General features: G+C 63.1%; 18 protein-coding genes and 1 pseudogene. 3 read left to right on the top strand and 16 right to left on the bottom strand.

Annotated features, from left to right (window positions below):
- Positions 1–52: 52 nt before the first annotated feature.
- Entirely contained in the window at positions 53–271 is a 219-nt protein-coding gene (locus tag C2L64_RS39120) for a hypothetical protein (RefSeq protein WP_007580109.1), read from the bottom strand.
- A 170-nt stretch (positions 272–441) separates the two neighbouring features.
- Between C2L64_RS39120 and C2L64_RS39115 the strand changes: the two genes are divergently transcribed.
- A complete protein-coding gene (locus tag C2L64_RS39115; RefSeq protein ID WP_007580107.1) occupies positions 442–1,299 on the top strand; it encodes an MBL fold metallo-hydrolase in 858 nt (285 codons plus the stop codon).
- 252 nt (positions 1,300–1,551) lie between these two features.
- Here the strand turns inward: C2L64_RS39115 and C2L64_RS39110 are convergent, their stop codons facing one another.
- A complete protein-coding gene (locus tag C2L64_RS39110) occupies positions 1,552–2,643 on the bottom strand; it encodes a class I SAM-dependent methyltransferase (RefSeq protein WP_051058164.1) in 1,092 nt (363 codons plus the stop codon).
- A gap of 484 nt (positions 2,644–3,127) precedes the next feature.
- On the opposite strand from C2L64_RS39110, the pseudogene C2L64_RS39105 reads away from it, so the two are divergent.
- Positions 3,128–4,634 (top strand): annotated as a pseudogene (locus C2L64_RS39105) (DASS family sodium-coupled anion symporter).
- Positions 4,635–5,273: 639 nt separating this feature from the next.
- Here the strand turns inward: C2L64_RS39105 and C2L64_RS39100 are convergent.
- From C2L64_RS39100 to C2L64_RS39080, 5 genes are all read right to left on the bottom strand, one after another.
- Complete coding sequence (locus tag C2L64_RS39100) at positions 5,274–5,972, bottom strand: ion channel (protein ID WP_007580102.1); 699 nt, start codon at positions 5,970–5,972, stop codon at positions 5,274–5,276.
- A gap of 1,001 nt (positions 5,973–6,973) precedes the next feature.
- Positions 6,974–8,269 (bottom strand): NAD(P)/FAD-dependent oxidoreductase, encoded by a 1,296-nt coding sequence (locus C2L64_RS39095; RefSeq protein WP_007580100.1) that lies wholly within the window; start codon positions 8,267–8,269, stop codon positions 6,974–6,976.
- A gap of 2 nt (positions 8,270–8,271) precedes the next feature.
- Positions 8,272–9,030: an amino acid ABC transporter ATP-binding protein gene (locus tag C2L64_RS39090; RefSeq protein ID WP_007580098.1), complete on the bottom strand. Its 759-nt coding sequence runs from the start codon at positions 9,028–9,030 to the stop codon at positions 8,272–8,274.
- Positions 9,027–9,683, bottom strand: coding sequence for an amino acid ABC transporter permease (locus C2L64_RS39085; RefSeq protein ID WP_007580096.1), 657 nt, complete (start codon positions 9,681–9,683; stop codon positions 9,027–9,029). Before C2L64_RS39085 ends, C2L64_RS39090 begins: the two co-directional genes overlap by 4 nt.
- A gap of 81 nt (positions 9,684–9,764) precedes the next feature.
- Positions 9,765–10,535: an ABC transporter substrate-binding protein gene (locus tag C2L64_RS39080; RefSeq protein ID WP_007580095.1), complete on the bottom strand. Its 771-nt coding sequence runs from the start codon at positions 10,533–10,535 to the stop codon at positions 9,765–9,767.
- Positions 10,536–10,692: 157 nt separating this feature from the next.
- Here C2L64_RS39080 and C2L64_RS39075 point away from each other — a divergent pair, with 157 nt between their 5' ends.
- A complete protein-coding gene (locus tag C2L64_RS39075; RefSeq protein ID WP_007580093.1) occupies positions 10,693–11,499 on the top strand; it encodes an IclR family transcriptional regulator in 807 nt (268 codons plus the stop codon).
- Positions 11,500–11,540: 41 nt separating this feature from the next.
- On the opposite strand, the gene C2L64_RS39070 is transcribed toward C2L64_RS39075, so the two are convergent.
- From C2L64_RS39070 to C2L64_RS39030, 9 genes are read right to left on the bottom strand one after another with little or no spacing between them, the layout of a single operon-like run.
- Positions 11,541–12,458 carry a hypothetical protein gene (locus tag C2L64_RS39070; RefSeq protein ID WP_007580091.1) on the bottom strand — a complete coding sequence of 306 codons (918 nt, stop codon included), beginning with the start codon at positions 12,456–12,458 and terminating at the stop codon, positions 11,541–11,543.
- A gap of 24 nt (positions 12,459–12,482) precedes the next feature.
- Positions 12,483–13,073, bottom strand: coding sequence for an OmpA family protein (locus tag C2L64_RS39065; RefSeq protein WP_007580090.1), 591 nt, complete (start codon positions 13,071–13,073; stop codon positions 12,483–12,485).
- Between the two features lie 57 nt (positions 13,074–13,130).
- Positions 13,131–13,856, bottom strand: a complete 726-nt coding sequence (tagF, locus tag C2L64_RS39060; RefSeq protein ID WP_007580088.1) for a type VI secretion system-associated protein TagF — start codon at positions 13,854–13,856, stop codon at positions 13,131–13,133.
- Entirely contained in the window at positions 13,853–17,380 is a 3,528-nt protein-coding gene (gene tssM / locus C2L64_RS39055; protein WP_007580086.1) for a type VI secretion system membrane subunit TssM, read from the bottom strand. Before tssM ends, tagF begins: the two co-directional genes overlap by 4 nt.
- A 43-nt stretch (positions 17,381–17,423) precedes the next feature.
- On the bottom strand, positions 17,424–18,710 hold the full coding sequence (locus C2L64_RS39050; RefSeq protein WP_007580084.1) for a DotU family type VI secretion system protein: 1,287 nt from the start codon (positions 18,708–18,710) through the stop codon (positions 17,424–17,426).
- A gap of 23 nt (positions 18,711–18,733) precedes the next feature.
- Positions 18,734–20,068 (bottom strand): type VI secretion system baseplate subunit TssK, encoded by a 1,335-nt coding sequence (gene tssK / locus C2L64_RS39045; protein WP_007580082.1) that lies wholly within the window; start codon positions 20,066–20,068, stop codon positions 18,734–18,736.
- 44 nt (positions 20,069–20,112) lie between these two features.
- Complete coding sequence (tagH, locus tag C2L64_RS39040) at positions 20,113–21,891, bottom strand: type VI secretion system-associated FHA domain protein TagH (RefSeq protein ID WP_007580081.1); 1,779 nt, start codon at positions 21,889–21,891, stop codon at positions 20,113–20,115.
- 36 nt (positions 21,892–21,927) lie between these two features.
- On the bottom strand, positions 21,928–23,916 hold the full coding sequence (locus tag C2L64_RS39035) for a type VI secretion system Vgr family protein (protein WP_007580079.1): 1,989 nt from the start codon (positions 23,914–23,916) through the stop codon (positions 21,928–21,930).
- 1 nt (position 23,917) lies between these two features.
- The gene (locus C2L64_RS39030) at positions 23,918–24,307 is read right to left on the bottom strand and encodes a DUF4280 domain-containing protein (protein WP_007580077.1); all 390 of its coding nucleotides are present in this window, start codon (positions 24,305–24,307) and stop codon (positions 23,918–23,920) included.
- Positions 24,308–24,318 lie beyond the last annotated feature (11 nt).

Raw genomic sequence — 24,318 nt, 5'->3', positions numbered from 1 at the left:
CCGCTCGATCAAGGGCTTTCCCGCGGACATATGTAAAGTCGCGCTGCCGTCGCTATCGATCCACCGCAAAGGCGGGACAGGCGTGCCTCGCTGCAGCGCGCAACGTGTTCACTTCGAACGTGACACGCCCGGCATTCGCTATGCCGGGATCGAACTGAATCATCTTGTCCGTGAGCTTGACATGGATCGTCTCGTCCGCATTACCGCTCAGCGGCGCAACGCCAGGCGCAACCGCCGCCAGCACGTACACAGTGTGATTTCTGTCGATCATGATGCTTCTCCTCGAAAGGGCCGCATTGCCGCAAGACTGGTCGAACCACAGATCGCGTGCCTGGAGCCGCTATTCGTCGGATGCCACCGCGCCTGGCTGCGGCGGGTTCTTGAAAGATCTATCATGGTGAACCGTGAGGTCGCCATGACTTGCCGGAACGCGAGCATCGAATGAAGCCACCACGCAATACCGACTCCGTCCCAGGGGAGTGGTACATCGACACAGCGTGCATCAATTGCGGTGCATCGCGTCATGTCGCGCCGGAGCTGATCGTCGAAAGAAACGACAAGAGCGTCTTCGTTCGGCAGCCCATCACGCCGGAAGAGCAACTCGCTGTCTGGCGTGCGGTGTTCGTATGTCCTACGGCATCGGTACGCAGCGAAACGAAGCAGCCTCGCCCGAACGCCGCGATCTTTCCGCAGCAGATCACATCGGGTGTGTGGCGATGCGGATTCAACGCACGGTCGTCGTTTGGCGCACATTCGTATTTTGCGGCGCGTCCGGACGGCAATCTGCTGATCGACTCACCGCGCTATGCGGCGGAGCTGGTGAAATGGTTTGACGACGCCGGTGGTATTGCGCACATCCTTCTGTCGCATCGTGACGACGTCGCAGACGCAGACAAATACGCGCGCCAGTTCGGCGCCCGCGTCTGGATCCACCGGGAGGACAGGTCGGCTGCCCCATATGCTACGGATCTGATCGACGACGGGTCAGTACCGAGCATTGCGGCCGGCGTGCGCGCAATCCCTCTGCCCGGGCACACTCGGGGTAGCGTCGCATACCTGCTCGATGATCGCGTGCTCTTCTCAGGTGATTCGCTTGCCTGGAGCCCACGCGAGCGGGACCTCATCGCGTTCAGGGACGCGTGCTGGTATTCATGGACGGAACTCGCCGAATCGCTTGGCAAGCTGGCCGCGTATCGTTTCGAATGGCTGCTTCCTGGTCACGGTTGGCTCGCGCACTTGCCGGCCGGGGAAATGAGTGCTCGCTTGCTTGCGTTGGTTGCACGCATGCGAAATGATTGAAGTCGCCGGAATACCTCCTTCCGGCATGACGCGTTTCCGATCCGTCGGCATCTAGCCCTGCAACGCAGCGGAGCGAGGTGAGATTGCATTCGCTCTAGCCGGGCAGGTCTGCCATGTCTCCTGGCCCGCGGCGCAACTTACTGAGCGTCAACTGAATTTGCCAGATTCCAGCGTAGGAAGAGTGGAGTTCTTCGAACGCAGGACGACAGGTCAGAAGGTGCCGGAACGTAGCGTACCCTGTGGAATAGGGTGTTACGAGCAAACCTTCGAGTAAGGATCGCGCGCAAAGACGAGCACCTGGACCTGCGAACGTATCGGCTCCATGCGAGCTTCAAGCCGCACCTTCAGCAGGTGCTCGAACCGGTCGCTCAGCTTGCCTTTTCTTTGCGCGTCGTCCGGTTGCGCAAGCGCGAGGAACAACGACGGCACAAACGTGGAACGATAAAACGCAGCATAACGGCTCACCATCCGCCCGCCGTCCCCGTCTCGCAGAAAATCGTCCCACACGGCGTCGGGCAAGGGAAGCCGCTCGCAATGCTCGACTGATAGCGCGCAAAACCGGCCGTCCGTCTCGAATGCAGTGAGCAGCTCGCGCACGGGGCGAGCGTAAGTCGCCAGCACCATGTGCGCCCGTTCATCCTCTGTGAGGGCCCCCTCGCCTGCCATCTGTGTCAACACATCGTTCGCGTCGTTCATGAGCGGTTCAAACCCCGTGCGCCCATCGTCGTCCGCTCCTGGGAGCACAACGACGAGACGCCCACCTGGTCGCAACTCGGTGGCGCGCAACGACAGGAACTTCTGCCAGTCTTTTTTCCCCTGTTCGCGGAACGCAGCGCTCGCGGCCCCCTTCATGCAGGGCACGTAAATATGGTCGGCGACCTGCGTAGGGACGCTGCTTAACCACATCGCGGCGTACGCGCTCCATCCGAGATGCACGTAGGCCGGCGGAAGCACGCTCTCGTAAAACGATCGGCCAATCGCACAAGGGTACACTTGCGGGTCGTCGCGGACATATCGGTCCGGGGCTGACTCCAGCACCTCGAAAAGCGAGCCGAAATCGTTAATGGGCAGATCTTCGTGATAGACGAGAACGGGGCGATCGGGGCCAACCCGAGCACGCAACTCGGTAATCGCAACGCGCATCGGACGTTGCGAATTTCTGCCCTGCGACGCTCCGTATTCTGCAATGACGATTGGCTGGTCCATCGCCTCCAGCACAATGCTTGCAGCCGCCTGCTTTAAGGCGTTCAACGCGAGCGCCCCGCCTGCAGCCTGTAACCCTGCGTGCCGGTTATACGCGCCGCGGCCCTCCATGGCGCCTGACCATGTTTTTGCCTCGTTCATGATGGCATCCTCTGGTCGGACTGTGGCAACGCACTGAAGACCGCCTGCGTTGTTTCGTTGTGGGTACGGCGCCGGACCATGGCGCCGGGCACTCGCGCCGTCCCAGAAGCCACGCCCGTGCCACTATCGCAAGGAGTTCACGCCTCGGTCCGGTTTCTCATTCGCTTAAGCCAGGCCCACAGTCCTTCGTGCGCAACTGCTGTGTCTGACGCAGCTTCCCGTGCTTTTCGCCGAATCTGTACGCACATGGCGGCCCCCGACGGTCGTCGCCCATTGCTGTAGTTAAGACGATCGACCGACGCGAGAAAAGAAAAATGGCTCTGGGCGGGGAGCAATTAGAGTATTCGCCCGGCGTGCACGTCACGACAGATCAGCATCTGCGTCTTCCTGAAAGTGCGGAAGAGGCAAGCTGCCCATTGCCAAACGGACCTCTCTGAACTATGTTCCAGCGGATGCGGCCAACTATTCTGGGAAGGATCGCAGAATGCTCACGAGACTAAAAGCGGCGTTCCGCTACTTCAACAGCGTTGTCCCGTTCCGACTTGGTCCCGCGCTGATCACAACGGCCGTGCTGGTCACCCTGCTGCTGCTACCTGTGCCCGAGGGGCTGAAGCCCAAGGCTTGGGGCCTCGTTGCCATATTTCTGACAACAATCGTTGCGATTATTTTGAAGGTCATGCCGATCGGGGTCATGGCGGTGATGGCAATCGTAGTCCTCTCGCTGTCACAGGTGACCTCGACCTCGTCCAAGGGGGGCGATCGCCGATGCGTTGACCGCCTTCGACAGTCCGCTGATCTGGTTGATCGTGGTGGCCATCCTGATCTCCCGCGGGCTGAAGAAGACCGGCCTGGGCAGCCGCATCGGCCTGATATTCATTTCACTGATCGGCAAGCGCACGGTAGGCATCGGCTATGGTCTGGCCGTCTGTGAACTGGTGCTGGCGCCGTTCACACCGAGCAATACCGCGCGCGGTGGCGGCATCGTGCATCCGATCATGAAGTCGATCGCCAACGCTTTCGACTCGGATCCCGCCAAGGGCACCGAGGGCAAGGTCGGCACCTACCTGGCGATGGTCAACTATCACTCCAACCCGATCACCTCGGCGATGTTTTTGACCGCCACCGCGCCCAATCCGCTGGTGGTGGACTACATCGCCAAGGCGACCAATCAGAGCCTGCATCTGACCTGGACGAGCTGGGCGCTCTGCATGATGCTGCCCGGCCTGCTATGCATGCTGGTCATGCCACTTGTAATCTACGTGCTGGCGCCGCCGCAGCTCCATGCCACACCCAATGCGGTAGCGTATGCCCGCGCCGAACTGGCGAAGATGGGCCCCATGTCACCGAGGGAAATGGTCATGTTGGGGACCTTCGCGCTGCTACTGCTGCTGTGGGCCGACGTGCCGGCGATGGTGTTCGGTCCGTCGTTCATCCTGGATCCGACAGTGGTCGCCTTCGTCGGCCTGTTCTTGCTGATCATCACCGGCACCATTGACTGGGACGATGTGCTGTCGGAGAAGAGTGCCTGGGACACGCTGGTGTGGTTTGGTGCGCTGATCATGCTGGCCGAGCAACTGAACAAGCAAGGCGTGATCACCTGGTTCTCGGAAGCCATGAAGGGCGCGATCGTTGCCAGCGGCATCGGCTGGGGCGCCACTGCCACGATCCTGGTACTGGCCTTCGTTTTTTCACACTACCTGTTCGCCAGCACGACGGCGCACATCAGTGCGATGATGCTCGCCTTCCTGACGGTAGGGGTTCATCTGATACCACCCGAGTATGTGGTGCCGTTCATGCTGATGATGGCGGCCGGCTCGGCGATCATGATGACCCTGACCCACTATGCGACGGGCACTTCGCCGATCATCTTCGGTAGCGGCTACGTCACGATGGGAACCTGGTGGCGGGTCGGATTTGTGATGTGTGCGGTGGAGTTGCTGATCTTCGCGGTGGTCGGCAGCCTCTGGTGGAAGATGCTTGGCTTCTGGTGAAGCAGTAGCTCGTCCTGCTTCCGCCTGCTGACCGCGACGACGCAATGCGTCTGGAACAATTAGAAGGTGATGCGAGGCTCGCCAGCTCGTGGCGCTGGCTTATGTTGACACGAGCGGCATCATTTTGGCACGCGCTGCCAGGGGCCGCCTCTGGCCGACCCCGGTCTGATGATGAGTCGATGAAGGGTTTGCGTCATTCACGCTTCCATATTGGTCAGCAGTCGACCCTTTCCAGTCATAGGCGCCCACCCCGCCTGAGCGGCAGCCTTGTCGCTACAACGGGCATCTGCGTGGCAATCTTGGCGAGCGAGTGATCGAGCTGATCAGAGGTCAGCGCTTTAGCCATCGCGGCGCAGTAACCGCGAGACAGGTCCAGACGGTCGGTGCACCTTGTTCTGATCATGGTTCTGTCCGTGCCGGTTACGGCTCAGTTGGCGAGCGATGGACGCTCCGATTTGCTAAAGGCACGCGACTCCTCGTCGTTTATTTCGCCCGTGCTCTCACTTTTTTCGTGTCGCACTAACGCGATCTAAAAACGGAACCGCGAAGGGGGCGGGAGTGCAGCCCCGCTGCGCCCAATACGGACAGCGCGCAGACACCAATCACCAATGCCTGATGGTGGTTCGGGCAGATCGAGAGTCACTTGGTCAGAGGCGACGGATAGAGACCGGCAAGCCGCGCGATCAGGACACCAACGTAAAACACGCCTGCAAACTCTTCGATCATCACAAAAGAGCGGGCTTGGTTGGTCAATGGGATAACGTCACCGTAACCGGTGGTCGTGAGCGTCGTGAGGCTAAAATAGATCAGTCTGAAGAAAGTGCCAGCGTGTGTGAAATCGAGTCGGTCAGGACCGAATGAGCCAGCGGTGGATCTCTCGATCAGGGCGTAGATGAAGGCCCAAAGGAAGGCCAGCATGATGTAGCCTGCAAGCGCACCGTGCAGCTTGTCGGCCGTAATTGGCCCGCGCTTGAGAATGTAGCGGAGCACTCCACCAATCGCGACTGCAAGAGAGGCGGCATAAGATATCCCGGCAAGGCCCAGAATCGCGATACTCTCAGTCCACAAGGCCGTCCATTGAAGGCCAACTCCAAGCAACGCCAAGCCCAGTTTGAGGATGAACCCCCGCCGAGTCTGCCTGGTGGCGAAAGCGCCCACGAGCAGCACGATTGAAAACAGAACGCCGAGCAGTGTGCGAGCGAATATGCCTTCCTCAAGGTAGGGAAACAGGAGGATCAAGCCAAGTAAGAGCAGTAATAGATAGGTGCAGGGCCCTTGCCCTATCATCATCTGAGCCAAATCCTCGTCGGATTCGGCCCTATCTTGCGGATTTTTCATACCAATTTTCCCAGAGACCGAACTAACGCTCGCGACCTGACGTTGCACGGTTGAAATTTGACGTGGCTTGAGAGTGGTTAAACTGGAAGTTCCAGTCGCGGATGCGTGTGAGAGGATTCTGCCATAGCGAGCGTCCGCCAATGGCTGCATGTTCCCCGCCAGTTTCAATTCGAGGTCGTGCAAACAATCGTTGCGATTGTCGGCACCTAAACCACCGGACTCGAAGAGACATGACGAGCCCATCAGTATCGACGTCTTACTTCTCGGCCATCTGCGCCAAAGGGGAATCTGCTAGAAGCAGCCCGCTTACGTCATTGCCGCCGAAAACTCAATGAGCTGCGTGCAAAACGCTGGCGAAGATAGTTGTATACGGCGAAGAACAAGTTTGGCGGGCAATTAACTTCTTCTATGATCGCTTTCGAGAAGACTGAGGGTGGCTAAGGCTCGCAAGTACTCATCCGACTGCAGCGAGAATTGACATTCGAAGTCGCGCCGGTGCGAATGGCAAAAGAGCAACCCTAAGCGGCCTCACCAACGGCGACCCGTGAACGTCAGCAATGGCCGAACTTGAGACGCTGAATCCAGGATTCGCTATGAACGGGGAATCGCAAAAGAGGCGGTAGCCGTTCGGATTTTTCAATTATCCTTCGAGATAGCCGTGCGCGTACCGTGGCCCGTTCGAATACGCCTGAACGAGAGCACGTGCACGCGTCGTTCATGTCGGTCGCTATCGTGACTTGATGAACTAGAGCTGCTCGCCGTTTTGAATTACCAGGTGATGAAGCGCATTCTCCCTGGTCTCCCATGCCGCCACGACGGTCAGTCCCGGATAGAGCTGGCTCAGTTGCCCAGGAGCGCCGGGGTCAACATGCCGCGACGCGACGAGCCGCCTGATGATCCTGCACTTCACGGGGCACTCTCGCTCTGCCTGCTTTGGGCGACCTGGGACGACAGGCCTTCGGCAACGGCATTCTCTGGAGCGTCGGCATGCGACCGGCGTGTTACGCGACAGCGTCCATCAAGCGATACCACGCCACACCAGCCGTGATGTAAAAGCGCTGCAGGCCATGGAACGGGATCGATCTGACGGGTGTCACTGCAAACGGGAATGATGCAGGCGATTCCCCACACATGCGTTCGGCCAGGTGCTTGCCGACCGTTGTGGCCATCGCGATGCCGCGTCCGTTATAGCCCAGCGCGATGCTCAGCCCAGGTGCGGGTTCATGAATGTGCGGCAGGAAATCCGAGGTGATTGCGACACGCCCCGCCCATCGATATTCATAGCTTATCCCCTTCAGTTGCGGGTACATCAGTTCCACGGCACGTTCCAGATGCACCCAGTCGCCGTTCGCCCGTGGCTCGGAGAACGGTCCTCGGCCACCCATCAAGAGACGACCAGCCGCATCGCGCCGGAAGTACAGTAGCAGGCGGCGTGAATCCGACGCGACCTCTCCGCCAGGCAGAATGTCGTCGCCGATCTCCGGCGCCAATGGCCGGGTCGCGACAATGAAGCTGTTCGCCGCGATCACCGATTGACGCAAGCCAGGCCAAAGCGCACCGGTATAGCCGTTGGTGGCGATCACGACACGCTGCGCTTCGACGCTCGCCCCGCCCTGCGTCTCGAGGCGCCAGCCGCGCGCGTTACGCGAGAGCCGCGTCACCGACGTGCGTCCATGAACGGCCACGCCCAGCCCTTGTGCCGCACGCGCAAGGCCGCGCACATAACTGAGCGGCTGGATGCTGCCCGCACGATGATCGACCCATCCGCCGATATAGCTCTTCGTGCCGAGCCGTTGCGACACCTGTGCGGCATCGAGCAGACTGACCTCGACGCCGCGCGCCGACCATTGCCGCGCGCGGCGCGTCACGGTTTCGAGCATCGCCGCCGATGGCGCGGGTTGAATCCACCCGCGGCGCACGGCTTCGCATTCGATGCCGTATTTGCCGATCAGATCGAAGACGTTATCGGCTGCCGCGCCGACTGTTTCGACGAGCCGGTTGCCCGCCGTTTCACCGAAGCGATGCACGAGTTCGTCGGGATCGTACTTGAGGCCCGGAATCACCTGCCCGCCGTTGCGGCCCGACGCACCCCAGCCGGGTTCGGCCGCGTCGAGCACGCACACTTTAACGCCGCGTTCGGCCAGATGCAGGGCTGTCGACAGACCGGTAAAACCCGCACCGATAATCGCTACGTCGAATGACGCCGATTCACGAAGCGGCGGTGTGTCAGGCGCAGGCTGCGCCGTCGCGGCCCACAGCGAATCGGGCAGCGCGGCCCCCTCTTTCACTTCGATCATGTTCAGCTCTGGTTGGCAGTAGCGTGAGGGTCGCTGGACGAAAGCAAACGCCGCAGAAATTCCTGTGTGCGCGGATGCCGGGGGGCGGTCAGTACATCGCGTGCGGGACCCGTCTCGCAGATCGTGCCGCCGTGCAGGAAACACACGCGATCGGCTACCTCGCGTGCAAATGCCATCTCGTGCGTAACGACGACCATGGTCATGCCGTCGCGCGCAAGCGAGCGCATCACGTTGAGCACTTCGCCGACGAGTTCGGGATCGAGCGCGGACGTCGGTTCGTCGAAGAGCAATGCTTCCGGCTCCATCGCGAGCGCACGCGCGATGGCAACACGTTGCTGCTGGCCGCCCGACAGTTCCGCGGGAAAGGCATTCATCCGGTGCGACAGGCCGACCTTGTCGAGCAGTTGCCGCGCCTGCTCGCGAGCCTGCGCGATGGGCGTGCGGCGCACGTACACCGGGCCTTCCATGACGTTTTCGAGCGCGGTCCGATGCGCAAACAGATTGAAGCGCTGAAACACCATGCCTACGCGCATGCGCAGTTCATGAATATTCTTCGCGTGCGCATCGACACGCACACCGTCGATCGTAATCGAGCCCGCGTCGTAGGTCTCGAAGCCGTTGATACAGCGCAGCACCGTCGATTTGCCTGAGCCCGACGGTCCGATCAGGCACACTACTTCACCCGCCTTCACGCTCAAACTCACGCCCTTTAGCACTTCCTGATTGTGAAAGCGCTTGTATATTCCATTGATCTCGATCATCGGCTTCTCCTCACGGCGAGCCGCTTGCCGATCTGGTTGACGCCGAACATCAGCGGCAGGCTCAGCACCAGATAGAGCAGCGCGACGAGCGTGTAGACCGTCATGTTCTGGAACGTCGACGATGCAATCAGTTGCCCGGCGCGCGTGATTTCGGCGACGGTGATAGTCGATGCCACCGACGAATCTTTCAGCAACATCACCAGCGTATTGCCGTAGGGCGGCAACGCGATCCTGAACGCCTGCGGCAGCACCACGCGCCGCATGATCAGTGGCCCACGCATGCCGATCGCGTGCGCGGCTTCGATCTGTCCATGATCGATCGCCTCGATGCCCGCGCGGAAGTTCTCCGCCTGATACGCCGAATACGCGATGCCCAGACCGATCACGCCCGCCTGAAACGCCGACAGTTGCACGCCCATGTCGGGCAGCACGAAGTAGATATAAAACAGCTGCACAATGATCGGCAGCCCGCGGATCAGATTGATCACGGTGCTGCCGAACGTCGATGCCGCGCGGTTGCGCGACACTTTCAGCAAGGCAAGCACCAGACCGAGGATTGAACTGAGCACGAACGCGCAGACCGTGATCTCGATGGTGATGACTGCGCCCTTGAGCAGGATCGGCAGAAAATCGATTGCGTTCTGCAAAAACATCGCGCCTCCCGACACGCCTGGCAGATCGTCCGCGCGCATTCACACGCGGACAGGTTCGAATGCAGCGATACGGCGTGCCGTTCAGCTCATGTGCCATTTCTGCAGGATCTGCTGCAGCGTGCCGTCGGCCTTCATCTTCCTGATCGCGCTATTCAGCTGTTCCAGTGTCGCCGTGTCGCCCTTGCGCACGATGAAGCACACCTGTCCTTTCACAGCCGACTGATACTCGGGCACGAGCCGCACCTGCGTGTTGGCACCCTGCTGCAACTGATACGCGACGATAGGCTGATCCGCGAAGCCTGCCTTGATGCGGCCGAGCGCGACGTCGCGCATGATGTCCGCGACGGAATCGTAGGTGCGGACTTCCTTGAAGATGCCCTTCTTGTTCAGCGCATCGACGAACGCGGTGCCGACCTGCGCGCCGACCACTTCGCCCTTGAAGTCGTCCATCGATGTGTAATGGCCTTTGTCATCGGCCTTCACGACGAGACCTTCGCCGTACGAATAGACGGTGTCGGAGAAATCGACGATCTGCTGGCGCGCCGGCGTCTTGAGCATCGCGGCGGAAATGATGTCGATCTTCTGCGTGGTCAACGACGGAATCAGCGCCGAGAACACGTTCTGCTGCACTTCGACCTTGAAGCCGGCCGCGCGGCCGGCGGCGGTCACGGCATCGACCATCATCCCCTGGATCGAATTCGACTTGATGTCGAGAAACGTGAACGGCACGCCCGTGGCCGTTGCACCGACCTTGTAGGTCGGTTCGGCGGCATGCACGGCACCCGACGCAATCGCGAAAGAGGCGGTAAGACCAGCTGCAAACAGGGTGAAGCGTTTGACGAACGTAACCATGCATATCTCCTGGCAGGAGCCAGCGAGGACGCGCTGGCTGATTTCGTTTTGTGACCGCCAGACAATCATAATCGAATCAAAAAAATCGAAAAGAGATTTTTGTGTATCGATATGCGATACGCTATGATGGAATATCACGTTCAAGATTGAGACGACAATGAACCTTCCGCCTGCCGAAGACGGCGCCCAAAGCGGCCCGGACCTGCTTTTCAATCAGTCGCTGGAAAAGGGTTTGAGCGTGCTGCGCGCGTTCAGCGCGAAGCGCCGCACGATGACGCTGGCTGAAGTCGCGGACGCGACGTCGATGTCGAAGAGTTCGGCGCAGCGGATGGTCTACACGCTCGAAAAGCTCGGCTATGTCCGCAAGCATCCGTTGACGCGCCGCTATCAGCTCACGCCGCGCGTCATGCAGATCGGCTTCAACTATCTCGCTGCCGACACGCTGATCGACGTCGCGAATCCGTTCCTGTCGGAGCTCACGAACATCACGGGCGAAACCACGAATCTGACCGAGCCGGACGACGATGAGATGGTCTACGTGTCACGTTTTGTGTCGACGAAGTTCGTGCCGATACACATGCCCATCGGCAGCCGCATCCCGATGTATTGCACAGGCAGCGGGCGGGCATTTTTGTGTGCATTGCCCGTCGACGAGGCGCTCACGCGCCTGGAACAGATGAACCGCGTGGCGTTTACGGCGAACACCGTGACGGATCTCGCGACGCTCGGCGAAAGGCTGGTGGAAGCTCGTCAGCAAGGCTATGCAACAAACCGCGAGGAACTGTTCATCGGCGATATGTCGATCGCAGCGCCCGTGGTCGGCAGCCAGGGGCGCCCCGTTGCTGCCGTGCATGTGGTTGCGCCCACAAGCAGATGGACTTTCGAAGACGCGCGGCAAAAGCTCGCTCCTGCCGTTATCGACTGCGCGAGAGGTATCAGCAACTCGATACGGACGTTGGAGTAGCGATCAACGACCTACGATCGATCATCGATCACCTCGTCGTGTCATCGACTAGCCGTGGTCACTGTCTTCTGCAGCTTGTTGCGTATCTTCGCGATATCGACTCCGGCTGGCCCTGGCACGTCCGCAAACGGCATATAACGGGCCGGCGTATGCAGCAAATACGCCTGCATCTCATCGATGACGATCCTGTCGCTCGGGTCGTAGCCCATGCCCTCGAGCTGGCGTGTCAGTTCCGCGCGTTCCGCGTAGCTGAGTTCGTGCCACCAGAATGAGCGGCATGCGTGCGCGTACGCATCGTTCGAGAAATATTGCCAGTGACCCAGTTCGTGACTGAGGATCGCCGCCCGCACGGGCGCATCGATCATCTCGCCGCCGGGCGCCGGACCCAGCCCCGGAATCGTGATCAGAAAGTCACGCGTGCTGCGTGCCTGCCAGTTGCCATCGCGCTCGACGATCAGCCCCATTTGCACGACCACCCGTTGCAGCGTGCGTTCGCCCGGCGTCAATTCCAGACGCTGTTGATGCGCAAGGTCGAAGAAGTGCGCGAGTTCGACCGCGCTGAAATTGTTGCCCGCCGTCAGTCCCGCCGGGTCCGTGCCGAAGCGCCGCGCGTGCGTCGCGATCGCTGCCATCGTCACGATACGATCGTGCGGCATGTCGCGGCGCTCGAATAACGCGACCACTCGTGAAAACATCGCGCCCTGCTCGGTCAGGCTCGGCGCGTGCATCACATACAATCCCGGACGGTCGGCAATCGCAAAGAGCGCGAGCCTGGCGTCGCCCGGCAACGACGCATTGAGCTGAGCGATCGGAATGCGCCGGATGTCGACGTGCTCGCTCTGCATTTCGAGCCGCGCGCTGCCCGCCTGCGCGCATGCGTTGTCTGCGGACCACCCCGCCGACAACGAGAGCGCGCAGGCCGCCGTCAACCTGATGCCGTGTTTGCAGGAAATTGTCATCGCCGCCACTACGGCCGCTCGCGCCTAGTTCGTCACAGTAACGATCGTCACGCGACGGTTTTCCGGCGCGGTCGGATTGCGTTTGTTCAGCGGCTCTGACGATCCCTTGCCGACGGACGTCAAACGCTCGGCCGCGATACCGTCCTTCTGCGTCAAATACTCGACGACGGCGGCAGCGCGGTCTTGCGACAGCTTCATGTTTGCATCGGCCGCACCGCGCGGGTCCGCGTGCCCCTCGACACGGAAGCGATACGCCGCCAGCCGGTCCGATTGCAGCGCGTGAGCCACCTTGTCGAGCGCGGCTTGTGCGGTGTCGGTGAGCGTCGACGAGTTGGTCGTGAACGTGATCAGCATCTGCAGCGATGCCGCCTTCGCCGGGGCCGCCGGCTTCGCCGCCGCACCGGGCTTGTTCGACAGCACGAAGCCACGCGTGACGATGTTGTCGTTATCCTCCGGCGTCAGCGCTTTGGTCACCGAATTTTCATCGATGTCCTGCTCCTTGACCACCGGGTCTTCCGCATGAGCGACACTCGCGCACGCGACCACACACAGCGCGACGACCCACGCCCCGCGCGCTGGACGTCCCCTCAGAAACGAAACGATTGAGCCAGACATACCCCGACCTCCCATCAATGCGTACACTGTCTACCGCTTTGGACCTTCGAGCGGTTCTCACAACCGTAATTCGACAACCGACGGCCAGCCGTTGCGCGCCTTGTCGAGCAGCCCGACGAAGCGCTCGCCATCCGGCAAGCCCGTCCCTGCCAGCAACGACGCGGGCACCGCGCTCGACCCTTCCGTCCACCACGCGCCCGATCCCGCCGTCGCGTAGAGCGCGAGCAACGCGGAGAAGCGGTCGGGGGCGCCGCCAGCCTGTTCCGTTTCGTTCGCTTCGTGTCCCTCCTCTTCCACCGGATACAGCCGCCACGCTGGCGCAGCGGTTTGCGCTGGCGCCGCCGTCAAAGGCCCCCACGCATCGAGCTGCGCATCGAAACGCTCCAGCACGAAGTCCGCGTCGAGCGTCGATAGCGCGCGCCGCATGGCCTCGTCGTACCAGGCCTGCGCCCCGCCCAGCCAGTTCGCGGTATCGTCGCGCGCGAGCGGCGCGGCGAGCGTGAACGGAAAGTAGCGCCCTACCCGGTCGACACCCGGCATCAGCACACCCGCCCATGCCGACTCGCCGCACACGTCCGCGCCGAGCGCAAAACACCAGATCGGCGCATTCAGATAAACGGGCAACCACTGCGCGTCGAACCATCGCTGCGCGAACAACATGCCCTGCTGCAAACACGCATCCCACGGCGTGATGAACGCCGCCGGCAAGCGCCGCGTGACAAAGTCCCCATGCGTGCGCACCTTGCCGAAAAAACCAGGCCCCTCTGCGACGAACCCACTCATAACCGGTCAGGACAACGGAACTGTTCGAACACCCCACGACGGAACGGATTCGTCACGCTGCTCGCGTCAAGCTGAAGCACGAGCGGGTGTCCGTCCGTTTCGAAGGTCATCTTGAAGCGGTCCGCTTGCGCGGTCGGCTGCAAGCGCGCGTTGTCCATCAGATGCAACAGCGCCCACGGCCCATCCGCCCGCGCGGAATCCCCCGATGGGTCGAAATCGACATGCGCCTGTCCGGTGCCTTTGCCGCTCGGCCACTGGAACACCATCGATTGATCCACATGGGCGGCAACCAGTTGCTGCCCGTCGATATCGATGGTGGCGTGGTCGATGGCCGGATCGATATCGAGCACCTTTAGCGTGAAGCGAACCGACACATCACGCCCTCCTGCGCGGAAAAATGCGTCCCTGATCTGCGCAGCCCGCTGGAACTGCGTGAGCACGTCCGCCGGAATGCCGAGCGAATCGGCGCCCGTGCGCCAGCGCCATTGCGGCCCCGACATGTCGACCAGGGTGGCCAGGTTCTTCTGGAAAAAGTCGTCGATCAGCCCGCCTGGCCCGAGTATCCGACTGAAGTCGTCGGGGGCTGCATCCCGGTTGGAGCCGCGTACCAGCGGGTAGCGGCCATCGAGCGCCTGCCTGCAAAGCTGCGCGACATTGGCCTGCCATAACGCATTCAAACGCGCTCGTTCACCGCCGACCATCAGCATCGAGCCACCGCTCGCGATGTCGTTGGCGATGCCCGCAAGCGGAGCGGGGGCGCCCTGAGCGACGAGTTTCAACTTGTTCAGCGCGTCGCCCGGCGGCGCGGGCAGTCCTTGCTTGCGCGCCGCGTCGGACGCTTCGAGATACGACGCCGCGTCCTTCAGCGCCGCGAGTTGCGTATCGAGCGGCACGGGACCCGCCGCACCTGGCTTGCCCGCCAGTTCGTGCAGCGCCTGAAAGTGCGCATCGACGGGATTGACCTGGGCGGGCGGCGGCGCCGCATCGTCCGGCTGGTTGCCAAGCGCGTTTTCGAGCCGCTTCTTCACCGCATCGAGCTTGTTGCCCAACGCGCCAACGCCTTGTTCGACCAGCGAGCCACCCGTCTTCACCGTGCCGAGCGTGGTCTCCTGGGAGGCAGCGAGCATGAACGCCTTCAACGGCGAATCGGGCGCGGCGAGCACGTTCGCCACGCGCGCACCCTTCTCCACGCCATCGAACGGCACCACTGCGACATCCGCCAGCAGCGCGTCCCATTGCTTGATGTACTCGTCGTAGTACAGCTGCGTCATCGCCGACTTCAGATCGTCGATGCCGTTTGGCGTGAGTACGGATTCCTCGCGACCGAGCACCCAGTTGTCCTTGGCGACATCGACTACGGCCTCGTCGCGCAACTGGCCAAACTTCTGATACCCCGCCCGCGTATAGGCGCCGGAGACGCCGCGCGTCAGCGGCGCACCACTCTTTCTGACAAGCACCAGCGCCGCGTTGCGACCGGCCGCGGCCGCGACGCTGAATGGCGGCAGCTTCGCCTGTTCGAGATCGCGCGCGACGCGATTGAACATGCGTTGCGCGAGCGGCATCTTGGCGAGCGTCGTGCGCGCCTGCGCGATCAGGTCCTTGTCGAGCGGCAGCGACGCGTCGAACTGCGCGGGCTGGAACAGCGCCGCGAGATGACCGTCGATGTCATTACGCTGATCGTCGCTCGCATTGGTCAACGGCCCGCGCCGCCAGTCGATGTCGGCCCATAACCGCACGGAATCGGCGTCGAAGTGGGCTGAATCGCCGAGCATCAGATACGCGCGCAGCACCTCGTACTGAAAGTCGGGATTGTTCGCGTCGCCGCGCCGCAGTTCGTCTTCCATCCTGTGCACGACGAGCGGCAGCAAGGTCTGCTTGAGCAGACGCCGGTAGCTCGCCTGCGCTTCAAGGCCTAGTTTGTCGCCCTGGTACAGCCCGAGCCGCGACAGCCACGGCACGCTCTTGTTGCGATCCGCGTAGCCGCCAGGCAGATCTCGCGCCGCGTTGAGCAACGGCAGCAGCGCGAGCGGATCGTCGCCCGCGCGGGTGTTCTGCGCGAGCTTCTGCAGTTCGGTCACATGCTGCTCGACATTGGCGATATAAGCGCGGTTGCGCTGATAGCTGACGAAGAACAGCACCAGCGCGAGCACCACCGCAATGCCAATCAAACCGAGCGCGATGCGCTGCAGCCACGTGCGGCGACGCTCCAGTTTCGGGTTGGTGCCTGCCAGCCCGGCTTCCTGGAAAATCACGTCACGCATCAACCGCGTGATGAAGTACGCCCGTCCGCTTGCCGGGTCCGGCAACACGACCTGACGCTGCAAACCGAGCGCCGACGCGACCGCGCTCATCACGCGGTCGATCGGCCGGCCTTCCTGGGTGCCGCTCGTGAAGTAGACGCCGCGCAGCAGCGCCGCCTCATCGAAGCGCGACGTGCTGAACGTTTCCTGCAGGAAGCCCGTCAGCATGTTTTCGAGGCCGGCGAACTGCTGCGGAAAACCGTACACGAGCGCACGCCGGCGCGTGTCGGTCTCCTGCTGCATACGGTGCAACACACGGGCCTGCAGCTGCTTCTCGAGCGCGGCGAACTCGCCGGGGAATGACGCCAGCGCTTCGTCCGGGCCGCCCTGCGCGACGTAAGGGAACGTCACGCCCCACACCTGTTCACGCTCGTCGCGGCCGAGGTCGTCGAAGAATTCCGCGAACCCCGCCAGCAGGTCGCACTTCGTCACGACAACGTAGACGGGAAAGCGCATCCCAAGGCGGGTGTACAACTCCTTGAGCCGTTCGCGCACCGCACCTGCCTGCACCGCGCGCTGCGTGTCGGATAGCTGCAGCAGATCCTGCACCGACAGCGCGACGATCACACCGTTCAGCGGCCGCCGCGGCCGGTATTTGCGCAACAGTTGCAGAAAGCCGCCCCATGCGGCCTGGTCAGCTTCGGCGAAGCTGTCCTGAGTGGTAAAGCGGCCGGCAGTGTCGAGCAGCACGGCATCGTCGGTGAACCACCAGTCGCAATTGCGCGTGCCGCCAACACCGCCCACTGCCTGCTTGCCAAGCCGCTCGGCGAGTGGAAACTTGAGGCCCGAGTGCAGCAGTGCCGTCGTCTTGCCGGTTCCGGGCGCGCCGACGAACATGTACCACGGCAACTGGTAGACGTACTGGCTACCGAAGCGCCCCTTGACGCGCGCCTTGCGCAGGATCGTCATCGCCTCGTCGAAGCGCTGCTTCAGCGCGGCGACATCCGCTTCCGATTCCTTCCTGCCGGGCTGCGGCGCCTCCTCGGCGACCACGCGCGTGAACTTCACGTTTGCGAGCCGCACGAGCAGCCAGCGCACGCCCCAGTAGAGCACCCATAGCGCGAACAGCACCGCGATCACGATCCAGCGGCTCGCGGCCGATTCGAGCGGCGCCTTGCCCGCAAACGCCAGCAACGGCCCTTCGATCCAGACGATTAGCGCAAGCGCCAGCACGCCGAGAAACGACAGCACGATCGGCCGCATGAACCAGCCAAGCAGTTTCATGAGCAACCACCTTCAAGGTGCGGCGCACGGAGGGCGAGCGGACTCACGATGCTGCCCCCGGCGCGAGTATGGTGATATCGACGCGGCGGTTCTTCGCGCGGTTCGCAGGCGAGTCGTTCGGCGCGATCGGCTCGGTGTCGCCGCGGCCTTCGGCTACGAAACGCCCCGGCGAGCCGGTGCGTGCGGCGAGCATGTCCTTGACGACATCGGCGCGTGCCTGCGACAAATGCCAGTTCGACGGGAAACGCGCCGACAGCAGCCGCTGGTTGTCCGTATGCCCGGCGACGACGACGTTGCCCGGCACGTCCTTGAGCGCATCGCCGATGCGCTGGATCAACGGCATATATGCCGATTCGAGCTCCGCGCTGCCCGACGCGAACAGCCCGTCGCCTTTGATCTCGACGACGGTCCGGTCCGGCAGTTCGGAGACACGCACGAGCCCCTGCGCGATTTCCGGCGCGAGGAACTGCGACAGCTTCGGCGCGAGCGCGGGCGGCGGCGCGGCTTTCGCGGCGAGCGGCTGCGGCGCGACGCGCACGCCATGCAAGGCCGCGAACACGCGATCGGACTCGTCGTTCAGGCGCAGGCTCAGCACCAGATGCACGGCGACGAGCACCACGCAGGCGATCGCGGCGGCGACCCACAGCGGCACCAGTTGCAACAGCGGCTTGCGCTCGGCCTTCACGGGCAGCCAGTGCACCGACAGATCGCGTTCGGCGGCGCCCCGTTGCGAGCGGATCATCGTTTCGAGCCGCTCGCGAATCGTGTCCAACTGGGTGCGGCCGCCGTCGATCAGCCGGTAGCGGCCCTCGAAGCCCAGCCCGAGAATCACGTAGATCAGTTCGAGCACATCGGCATTCCCGGTGGGGTTCTGCGCGAGTCGCTGCAGGATCAGGAAAAAGCGCTCGCCGCCCGACGCCTCGTTATGAAACGTCACGAGCAGGCTGCGGCTCGCCCACATCCCCGCGCCCCACGGCGTGCTCGAGATCGCCTCGTCGAGGAACGTGCACAGGCAGTAGCGCGATGCGCCGAGCTTCTCGTCGTCGATGCCGTTCGCGCGCCCTTGCGTTTCGAACGTGCGCATCATCTGGATCAGTTGCGTGCGCAACTCTTCGACGTTCGGATGGGTCGGCAGCTGACGCAGCGGAACCGCCAGCTCGAGCAGCGGATTGGCCGCGCGCAGCAACGGATTGAGGCCGCCCGTCAGCGTCGAGATCGGCGCCGCGGTCGCCGCAGCGGCGACAAAAGCGGCACGCGCGCCGCCGGGTGTCGGAATCAGAATCGTCGCGCCAGGATCCTCGAGTGGACCACGTGGTTCGTCTGGAGTCACGATGAGTGTCCTCGATCAATGCGTCAGCGGCGAATGGCCCAAAACTCCATCGCCAGCCCCGGAAAGTCGCCCGCGACGTGCAACGCCATGCCGGCGGAGGTCGCGAACTGCTTCCACAATTCGTTGCCGCGATCGAGCTCGAAGTACGTGAATCCCGCATGAAACGGCAACTGGCGTGGCGCGACAGGCAGCGCGCGCAGCCCGACGCCGGGCAACTGCAGATTCACGAGATCGCGAATGCGCTCGATCGGCCCAATCTTCACTTGCGGCGCGAAGCCGGTCAGGATGTGCTCGGCTGGCATCTGCGCGCGAACGGCCAGCACGAAGGTCGCAGCAGTGAACAGGTTCTTGTCCGGCACGAGGGCGACACGCAGGCCGAACTTGCGCTCTTCGAGCGGAATCGGCACCGCATGCGGGTCCATCACCATGCTGAGCGACGCGCGCAGATCGTCGATCACCGGCGCGAAGGTTTCCCGCAGCCGGTCATGCCGGTAGACCGGGTACGCTGGCGGGCGCTTGGTCGGCTGGCTGAACGTGGCGAGTTCTCCCGCCAGTTGCACCGAGATCTGGTACAGCGCTTCCGGATGCAGCCCTGTCATCGTCGACAGGTGGGCAGCGAGCGGCTCGTGGCGGTTGATCAGTTGCAGCAGCAGGAAGTCCGACACTTCCGCGACGCCCGTCACGCCCGGCTGCGCAAGACGCGAAGCGAGCGCCTCGCCGCGCTGGTGCAGCAGGCCGACGAGGTCGTCGACGAACGCGGCGAGACGCCGCCCGACCCGGTAGTCGAGACACGGCGCGCTGTAGTCGTTCTCGAGCACGACACGGTTGTCGGGCAGCCGCTCGACGACGCGCGCGATGCCGAGCACCGCATACGCATTCGCGACGTCCGGTTCGAGTGCGAGCCGAACGCGCAGCCTGCCGATCTGCATCAGCGCCGGCGCCGCATTCGGATCATTACTGTCGCCGACTTCGAGTTCGGCCACGCGATGCCGCGCGAAGTTTTCCTCGCTGGCTTCGTTGCCCGTCTCGGCAATGCCCGGACGGCGCACCGGCAGCGCCAGCGCGACCAGCGTGTTGCGCGTGCCTTCCGGAATATCGAGCGGTTCGGGCAGATCGTCGTCGGCGGGCAGATTGAATGGCGTGCCGTCGGGCATCACACCGGCGCACGACAGGAGCGCGACCTTGCCGAGCTTGAGCAGTTGCTCGTCGATCTCGAGCACGGTCAGCCCCCAGCTGTACGGACGCAGACCGGCAGCCCGCGTTTCCAGCTGGGTCTGCAGATAACGGTCGTGCTGCTGCAGATGCTGCGGCTGCAGGAACATCCCCTCCGACCAGATGACTTTGCTGTTCCAGGACATTTTTTCTCGTGTCTTTCTCGTGGCCTTCTCGTGATGAGAAGGGGTCAGTGGTGGCTAGTGGGGTCCGTCTTGCTGCTTTTGCGCGCGGCGTGCAGCGCGTCGATCTGCGCTTCGTACGCATCGTTGAACGCCTTGCCGAACAGTCTCTGAAAATCGTCTTCTGCTTCACGCGAAACGTCTGCCTGTCTGTCGACGAACAGGTCCCACAGTTTCGCCTTGCGGTTCGACAACACCTTGTCGATCACCCCGCCCGCTTTCAATTGCGCTTCGATGCTGGCGGGATCGAAGCGTCCGAGCACTTCGGCCAACCCCGCGCGCATGCCGACGATCACCGCCAGTTCGTGCGACTCGATGTCGTCGAACGCGCGCTCGAGCGCCTCGGCGGGTGGCAGGTAACCGGCGCCGCGGCCCGTGAGCATCTGCGCGAGCGCGCTGTCGACATCAGGGAAAAATTTCAGCGGATTGTTGTCGCGCGCAACGATCAGCGTGACGTCGAGGCGTGCCTCGCGCCGCGTCATTGAACGGGCGCGCAGCACGGCCATCGTGCCGCGCAGCGCCTCACGCAGCATCATGCCGACCAGTCGCGCGAGTTCGGCGGGCGGCAGGTTCGGCGCGCGCGACGGGTCGAGGCCAAGCCCTTCGAGCAGCGCCGCGAACGTGTCGCCATCCGGAACCGCGGCGCGCGGCGGCGCGGGTTCAGGCTGGACGGCCGGCGCGGGGGCGCTTGCCTTGGGGGCGGGCGCGGCCATCGCAGCGGGGGCCGGCTCGGGTTCGCGTTGTGTGGGCGATGGTTGCTGCACCGCTGGCTGCGCAGGAGCAGGCGCGACGCGAGCAGACCGTGCAGCATCAGGCAACGAAGAAGCAGGCGCGATCTCGGTGAGATCTTCCGGAATGAGTGGGTTTGCGGATGGCGCAAGCAGATCATCGAACGGCGTTGCAGCGCCACCGACGGGACCATCGAGCAGGCTTTGGGGCAAGCCAGTGGGGCCGTTTTGCGACGCGGGAACCTGCGGCGCGAGTGCCTGCGCTGGCGCAAAGTTCGACGTAAACGCGGACGCATTGGACGGAGCAGACGGCGACGGAGCAAAAAGCGGCGACGTGTGCGCTGCGCCCGCCGGCACGCCGCCGGGCTGCGCCGGCTTTTCCCATTGCGCGAGCACGTCCGCGAGCGGATCGTAATCAGCGGGAATGCCGGAGGATGTAGGTGTCGCTGCACCAGGAGCGATGGGCGGCGCAGAGGCAGGCGCAGGCGCACGCGGCGCCGCGACGGGCGCGGAGAACGCCTGAAACTCCGGCGCGACATGATCGCTTTCCGAGCCCGCGTAGCGCGGCCCCGACGCAATCCCGGCGCGCTCGCCAAACGCGGGCTGTCCGAGAGGATCGAGCGAGCCAAGACCAAACGGGTCGCCTTGCCCATCGGCCGGCAACGGTCCGCCTAGCACTTTCACCGCTGCCAGCGGATCGGACAGGCCTGTCACGCTGCGCACGCCCGCCACGCGTTCCGCAATCGTCACTTCGAGCAGATACGTGCCGATCATCAGACGGTCGCCGTTCGCGAGCCGCGCCTCGCGTGTGCCGCCCAGCGCGCGCTGGTTCAGCACGCTCGGGTTGCTGCCGAGATCGCACAACAAATACTCGCCGCCGCGGAACTCGATCCGCGCATGCACGCGCGAAATCGCGCGCTGCTGGTCGGGCAACACCAGCGTGCAATCGGTCGCGCGGCCAATCGTCCCGCCCGCCGGTCCGAACTCGACCGCGATCGGCTCGGCGACCGGCTCGTCATTGAAGCGCGCGACGCGCAACGAAAGAATCGGATCGTTCACTTGTCTCCCCGGCCCCAATGGCCAAGCATCGCGTCATCATTTGAGCTTCTTCGTGCCATCGTCGGCGTCCTTCGGCGCAGTCGGCGCGGTCGGCGACGAGCCGCTGCCGGAGCCGGCCGAACCGCCGGAATTCAGCAGGATCGGCGTGCCCGATACCGCGACGCTCGCGGGCCCCACCACCAAGAACGCGCCGCCTGCCTTGAGCGTAATACTTACGCCCGCTTCAATCACGACATTCATGCCGGCTTTGATATGCACATTCATGCCCGCGTCGAGCGCGTAGTCCATGCCGACTTTTTCCTGCAGTTTCTGGCTGACGTTCAGCGAATCGTTGCCGTCCACTTTTGCGTTCCGGTCACCCGTTACCGCGTCGTGCCGTGCACCCGTCACCGCGATGAATTCGTTGCCGGTAACCTTCAGATGCCGGTCGTTGCCGACATTCGCCAGCGTATCGTTCTTGATCCACGTTTCGTGGTCTTTCTCCGCATGAAAGAACAGTTGCTCACTGCCCTTCGTGTCGTCGAAGCGCATTTCGTTGAACCCGCCGCCGCCTTTGGTCGAGTTGCTTTTCAGTGTCGAGAGCGCGGAGTTCGCCGGCAGGTCGTATGGCGGCATCGTGTTCGCGTTGTACACACAGCCCGTGACGAGCGGCCGGTCCGGATCGCCTTCGATGAAATCGACCAGCACCTCCTGGCCGATGCGAGGAATGAAGAACGTGCCCCAGCGCTTGCCCGCCCAACTGTGCGATACGCGCACCCAGCAGCGCTTCATCCGTTCGCTGGCATCGGAGGGCGGCGCGAACTGCTCCCAGTGAAACTGCACCTTGATGCGGCCATATTTGTCGGTCAGGATCTCGTCGCCGTCGGGGCCGACCACCATCGCGGTCTGCGGGCCCGCGACGACGGGGCGCGGCGTGATGCGTTCGGCGCGGAACTGGTTCTCCTTGCGCAGCGCGGTGAAGCTGCAATCGAAGAACGGCAGCGCGCTCTGATCGCGATCATTCGAGAGGTAGCTGTCCGAGTTGATTTCGTACTCGGCGCTGACCACCAAATAATCGTGATTCTGCGCATCGCACGCATGTTCCTGCAGCTTGAAGAGCCCCCCTGGCCAGACACCGCGCGCGCTCGTGCGCCCGCTGATGCTGTCGTTGCGCGCCTGGCGGATTTCCACGCCGACTTTCGCGTAACGATCGCCGTCGCTCGACTCGATGTGGCCGCTTAGATGCTCCTGCATCGTGTACACCGGCGGATCGTAGACTTTCGGCCTCGTCGCGCGCGACAGCAGGCCCTGCTGGTTGCTCGACGACGGTTTCTCGAAGTCGTACTCGTTAACTTCGTACTTGCCCGTCTGCAACTCCGCGCCCGACGACCATTGATACACGCACTCCTTCTCCTGCACGGGTTCGTACCAACCGTCGTACGAAATCGTCGCGTAGTGATCGATCGACGTATGGACGTCCGCGGAATCGGTCATCACGAGCGTGTGCTTGCCGCCTTTGTGCTCGAAGTAGTAGTAGATGCCCTCGTGCTCCATCAGCCGGCTGACGAACGCGAAATCGGTCTCGCGATATTGCGCACAATGCTCCAGCGACGGATAGGTCGCCGAGCATTTGTTGCTCAGGTCGACGTCATAGTCCTGCAACACCTTCGCGATGATGTCGGGCACCGTCATCTCGTGAAAGAACCGGCAGTGCGATGCCCGCGTAAGCAGCCACAGCCGGGGCCGCACCATCGCTTCGTAGCGGGCCATCCGGTTGCGGGTCTTGTCGCCGGGCGCGAGGAGGCGAAATGCGGTAACGATGCCGTTGATCTGCCGCTCGCCTTCGGACGGCAAGTCGATCGCCACCGAGATATCCTGGCCGAGCAGGTCGCCCGGCTTCAGGTCGTTGCTCGTGCTGAGCAGGTCCAGATGAAACTCGCTCAACCGGCCCAGCTCCTCATGGCCGGCCAGGCGCAGAAACAGCAGGTCGCTGCCGGCAGGCGCGCAACTGACGGTGACGTGTCGGTCGGTGGCTTGGGTGGTCATGTCACGGAATCATTGTCTTGACAGTGGCCGGGTTGACGATCGTGACCACGCCGCCCCAGTTGCACATGCACTTCGATACGTTGTCGAGCGACGGCTGATTGCCGAGCAGCACGGTAGGCGCGCCCGTCACCCATGGCGACATCGTCGCGGGCACGCACGGCATCGGTGTCAGCACGCCGAGCGCCGCTGTCGTCGCGGCGGCCACCGTCGGGTTGGCTATCGAACTGCAGACACCGAACGGCATGATATTGACGAGCGGCACGTGGTCCATGATGTTGGCCGCGGGCGGCCCCTCGCCCATCACGCGATTCACCGGCAGGACGACGAGCGTCGACGGCGCTGCGCCGAACGAGCACTGCAGCGTCGCGCCCATGCTGACTTGTTGCGGCATACGAATACTCC

The organism is Paraburkholderia hospita, assembly GCF_002902965.1.
Taxonomy (GTDB): Bacteria; Pseudomonadota; Gammaproteobacteria; order Burkholderiales; family Burkholderiaceae; genus Paraburkholderia; species Paraburkholderia hospita.
Note: the sequence above shows the minus strand (reverse complement) of the source record. Positions and strands in the feature narration are given on the sequence as shown.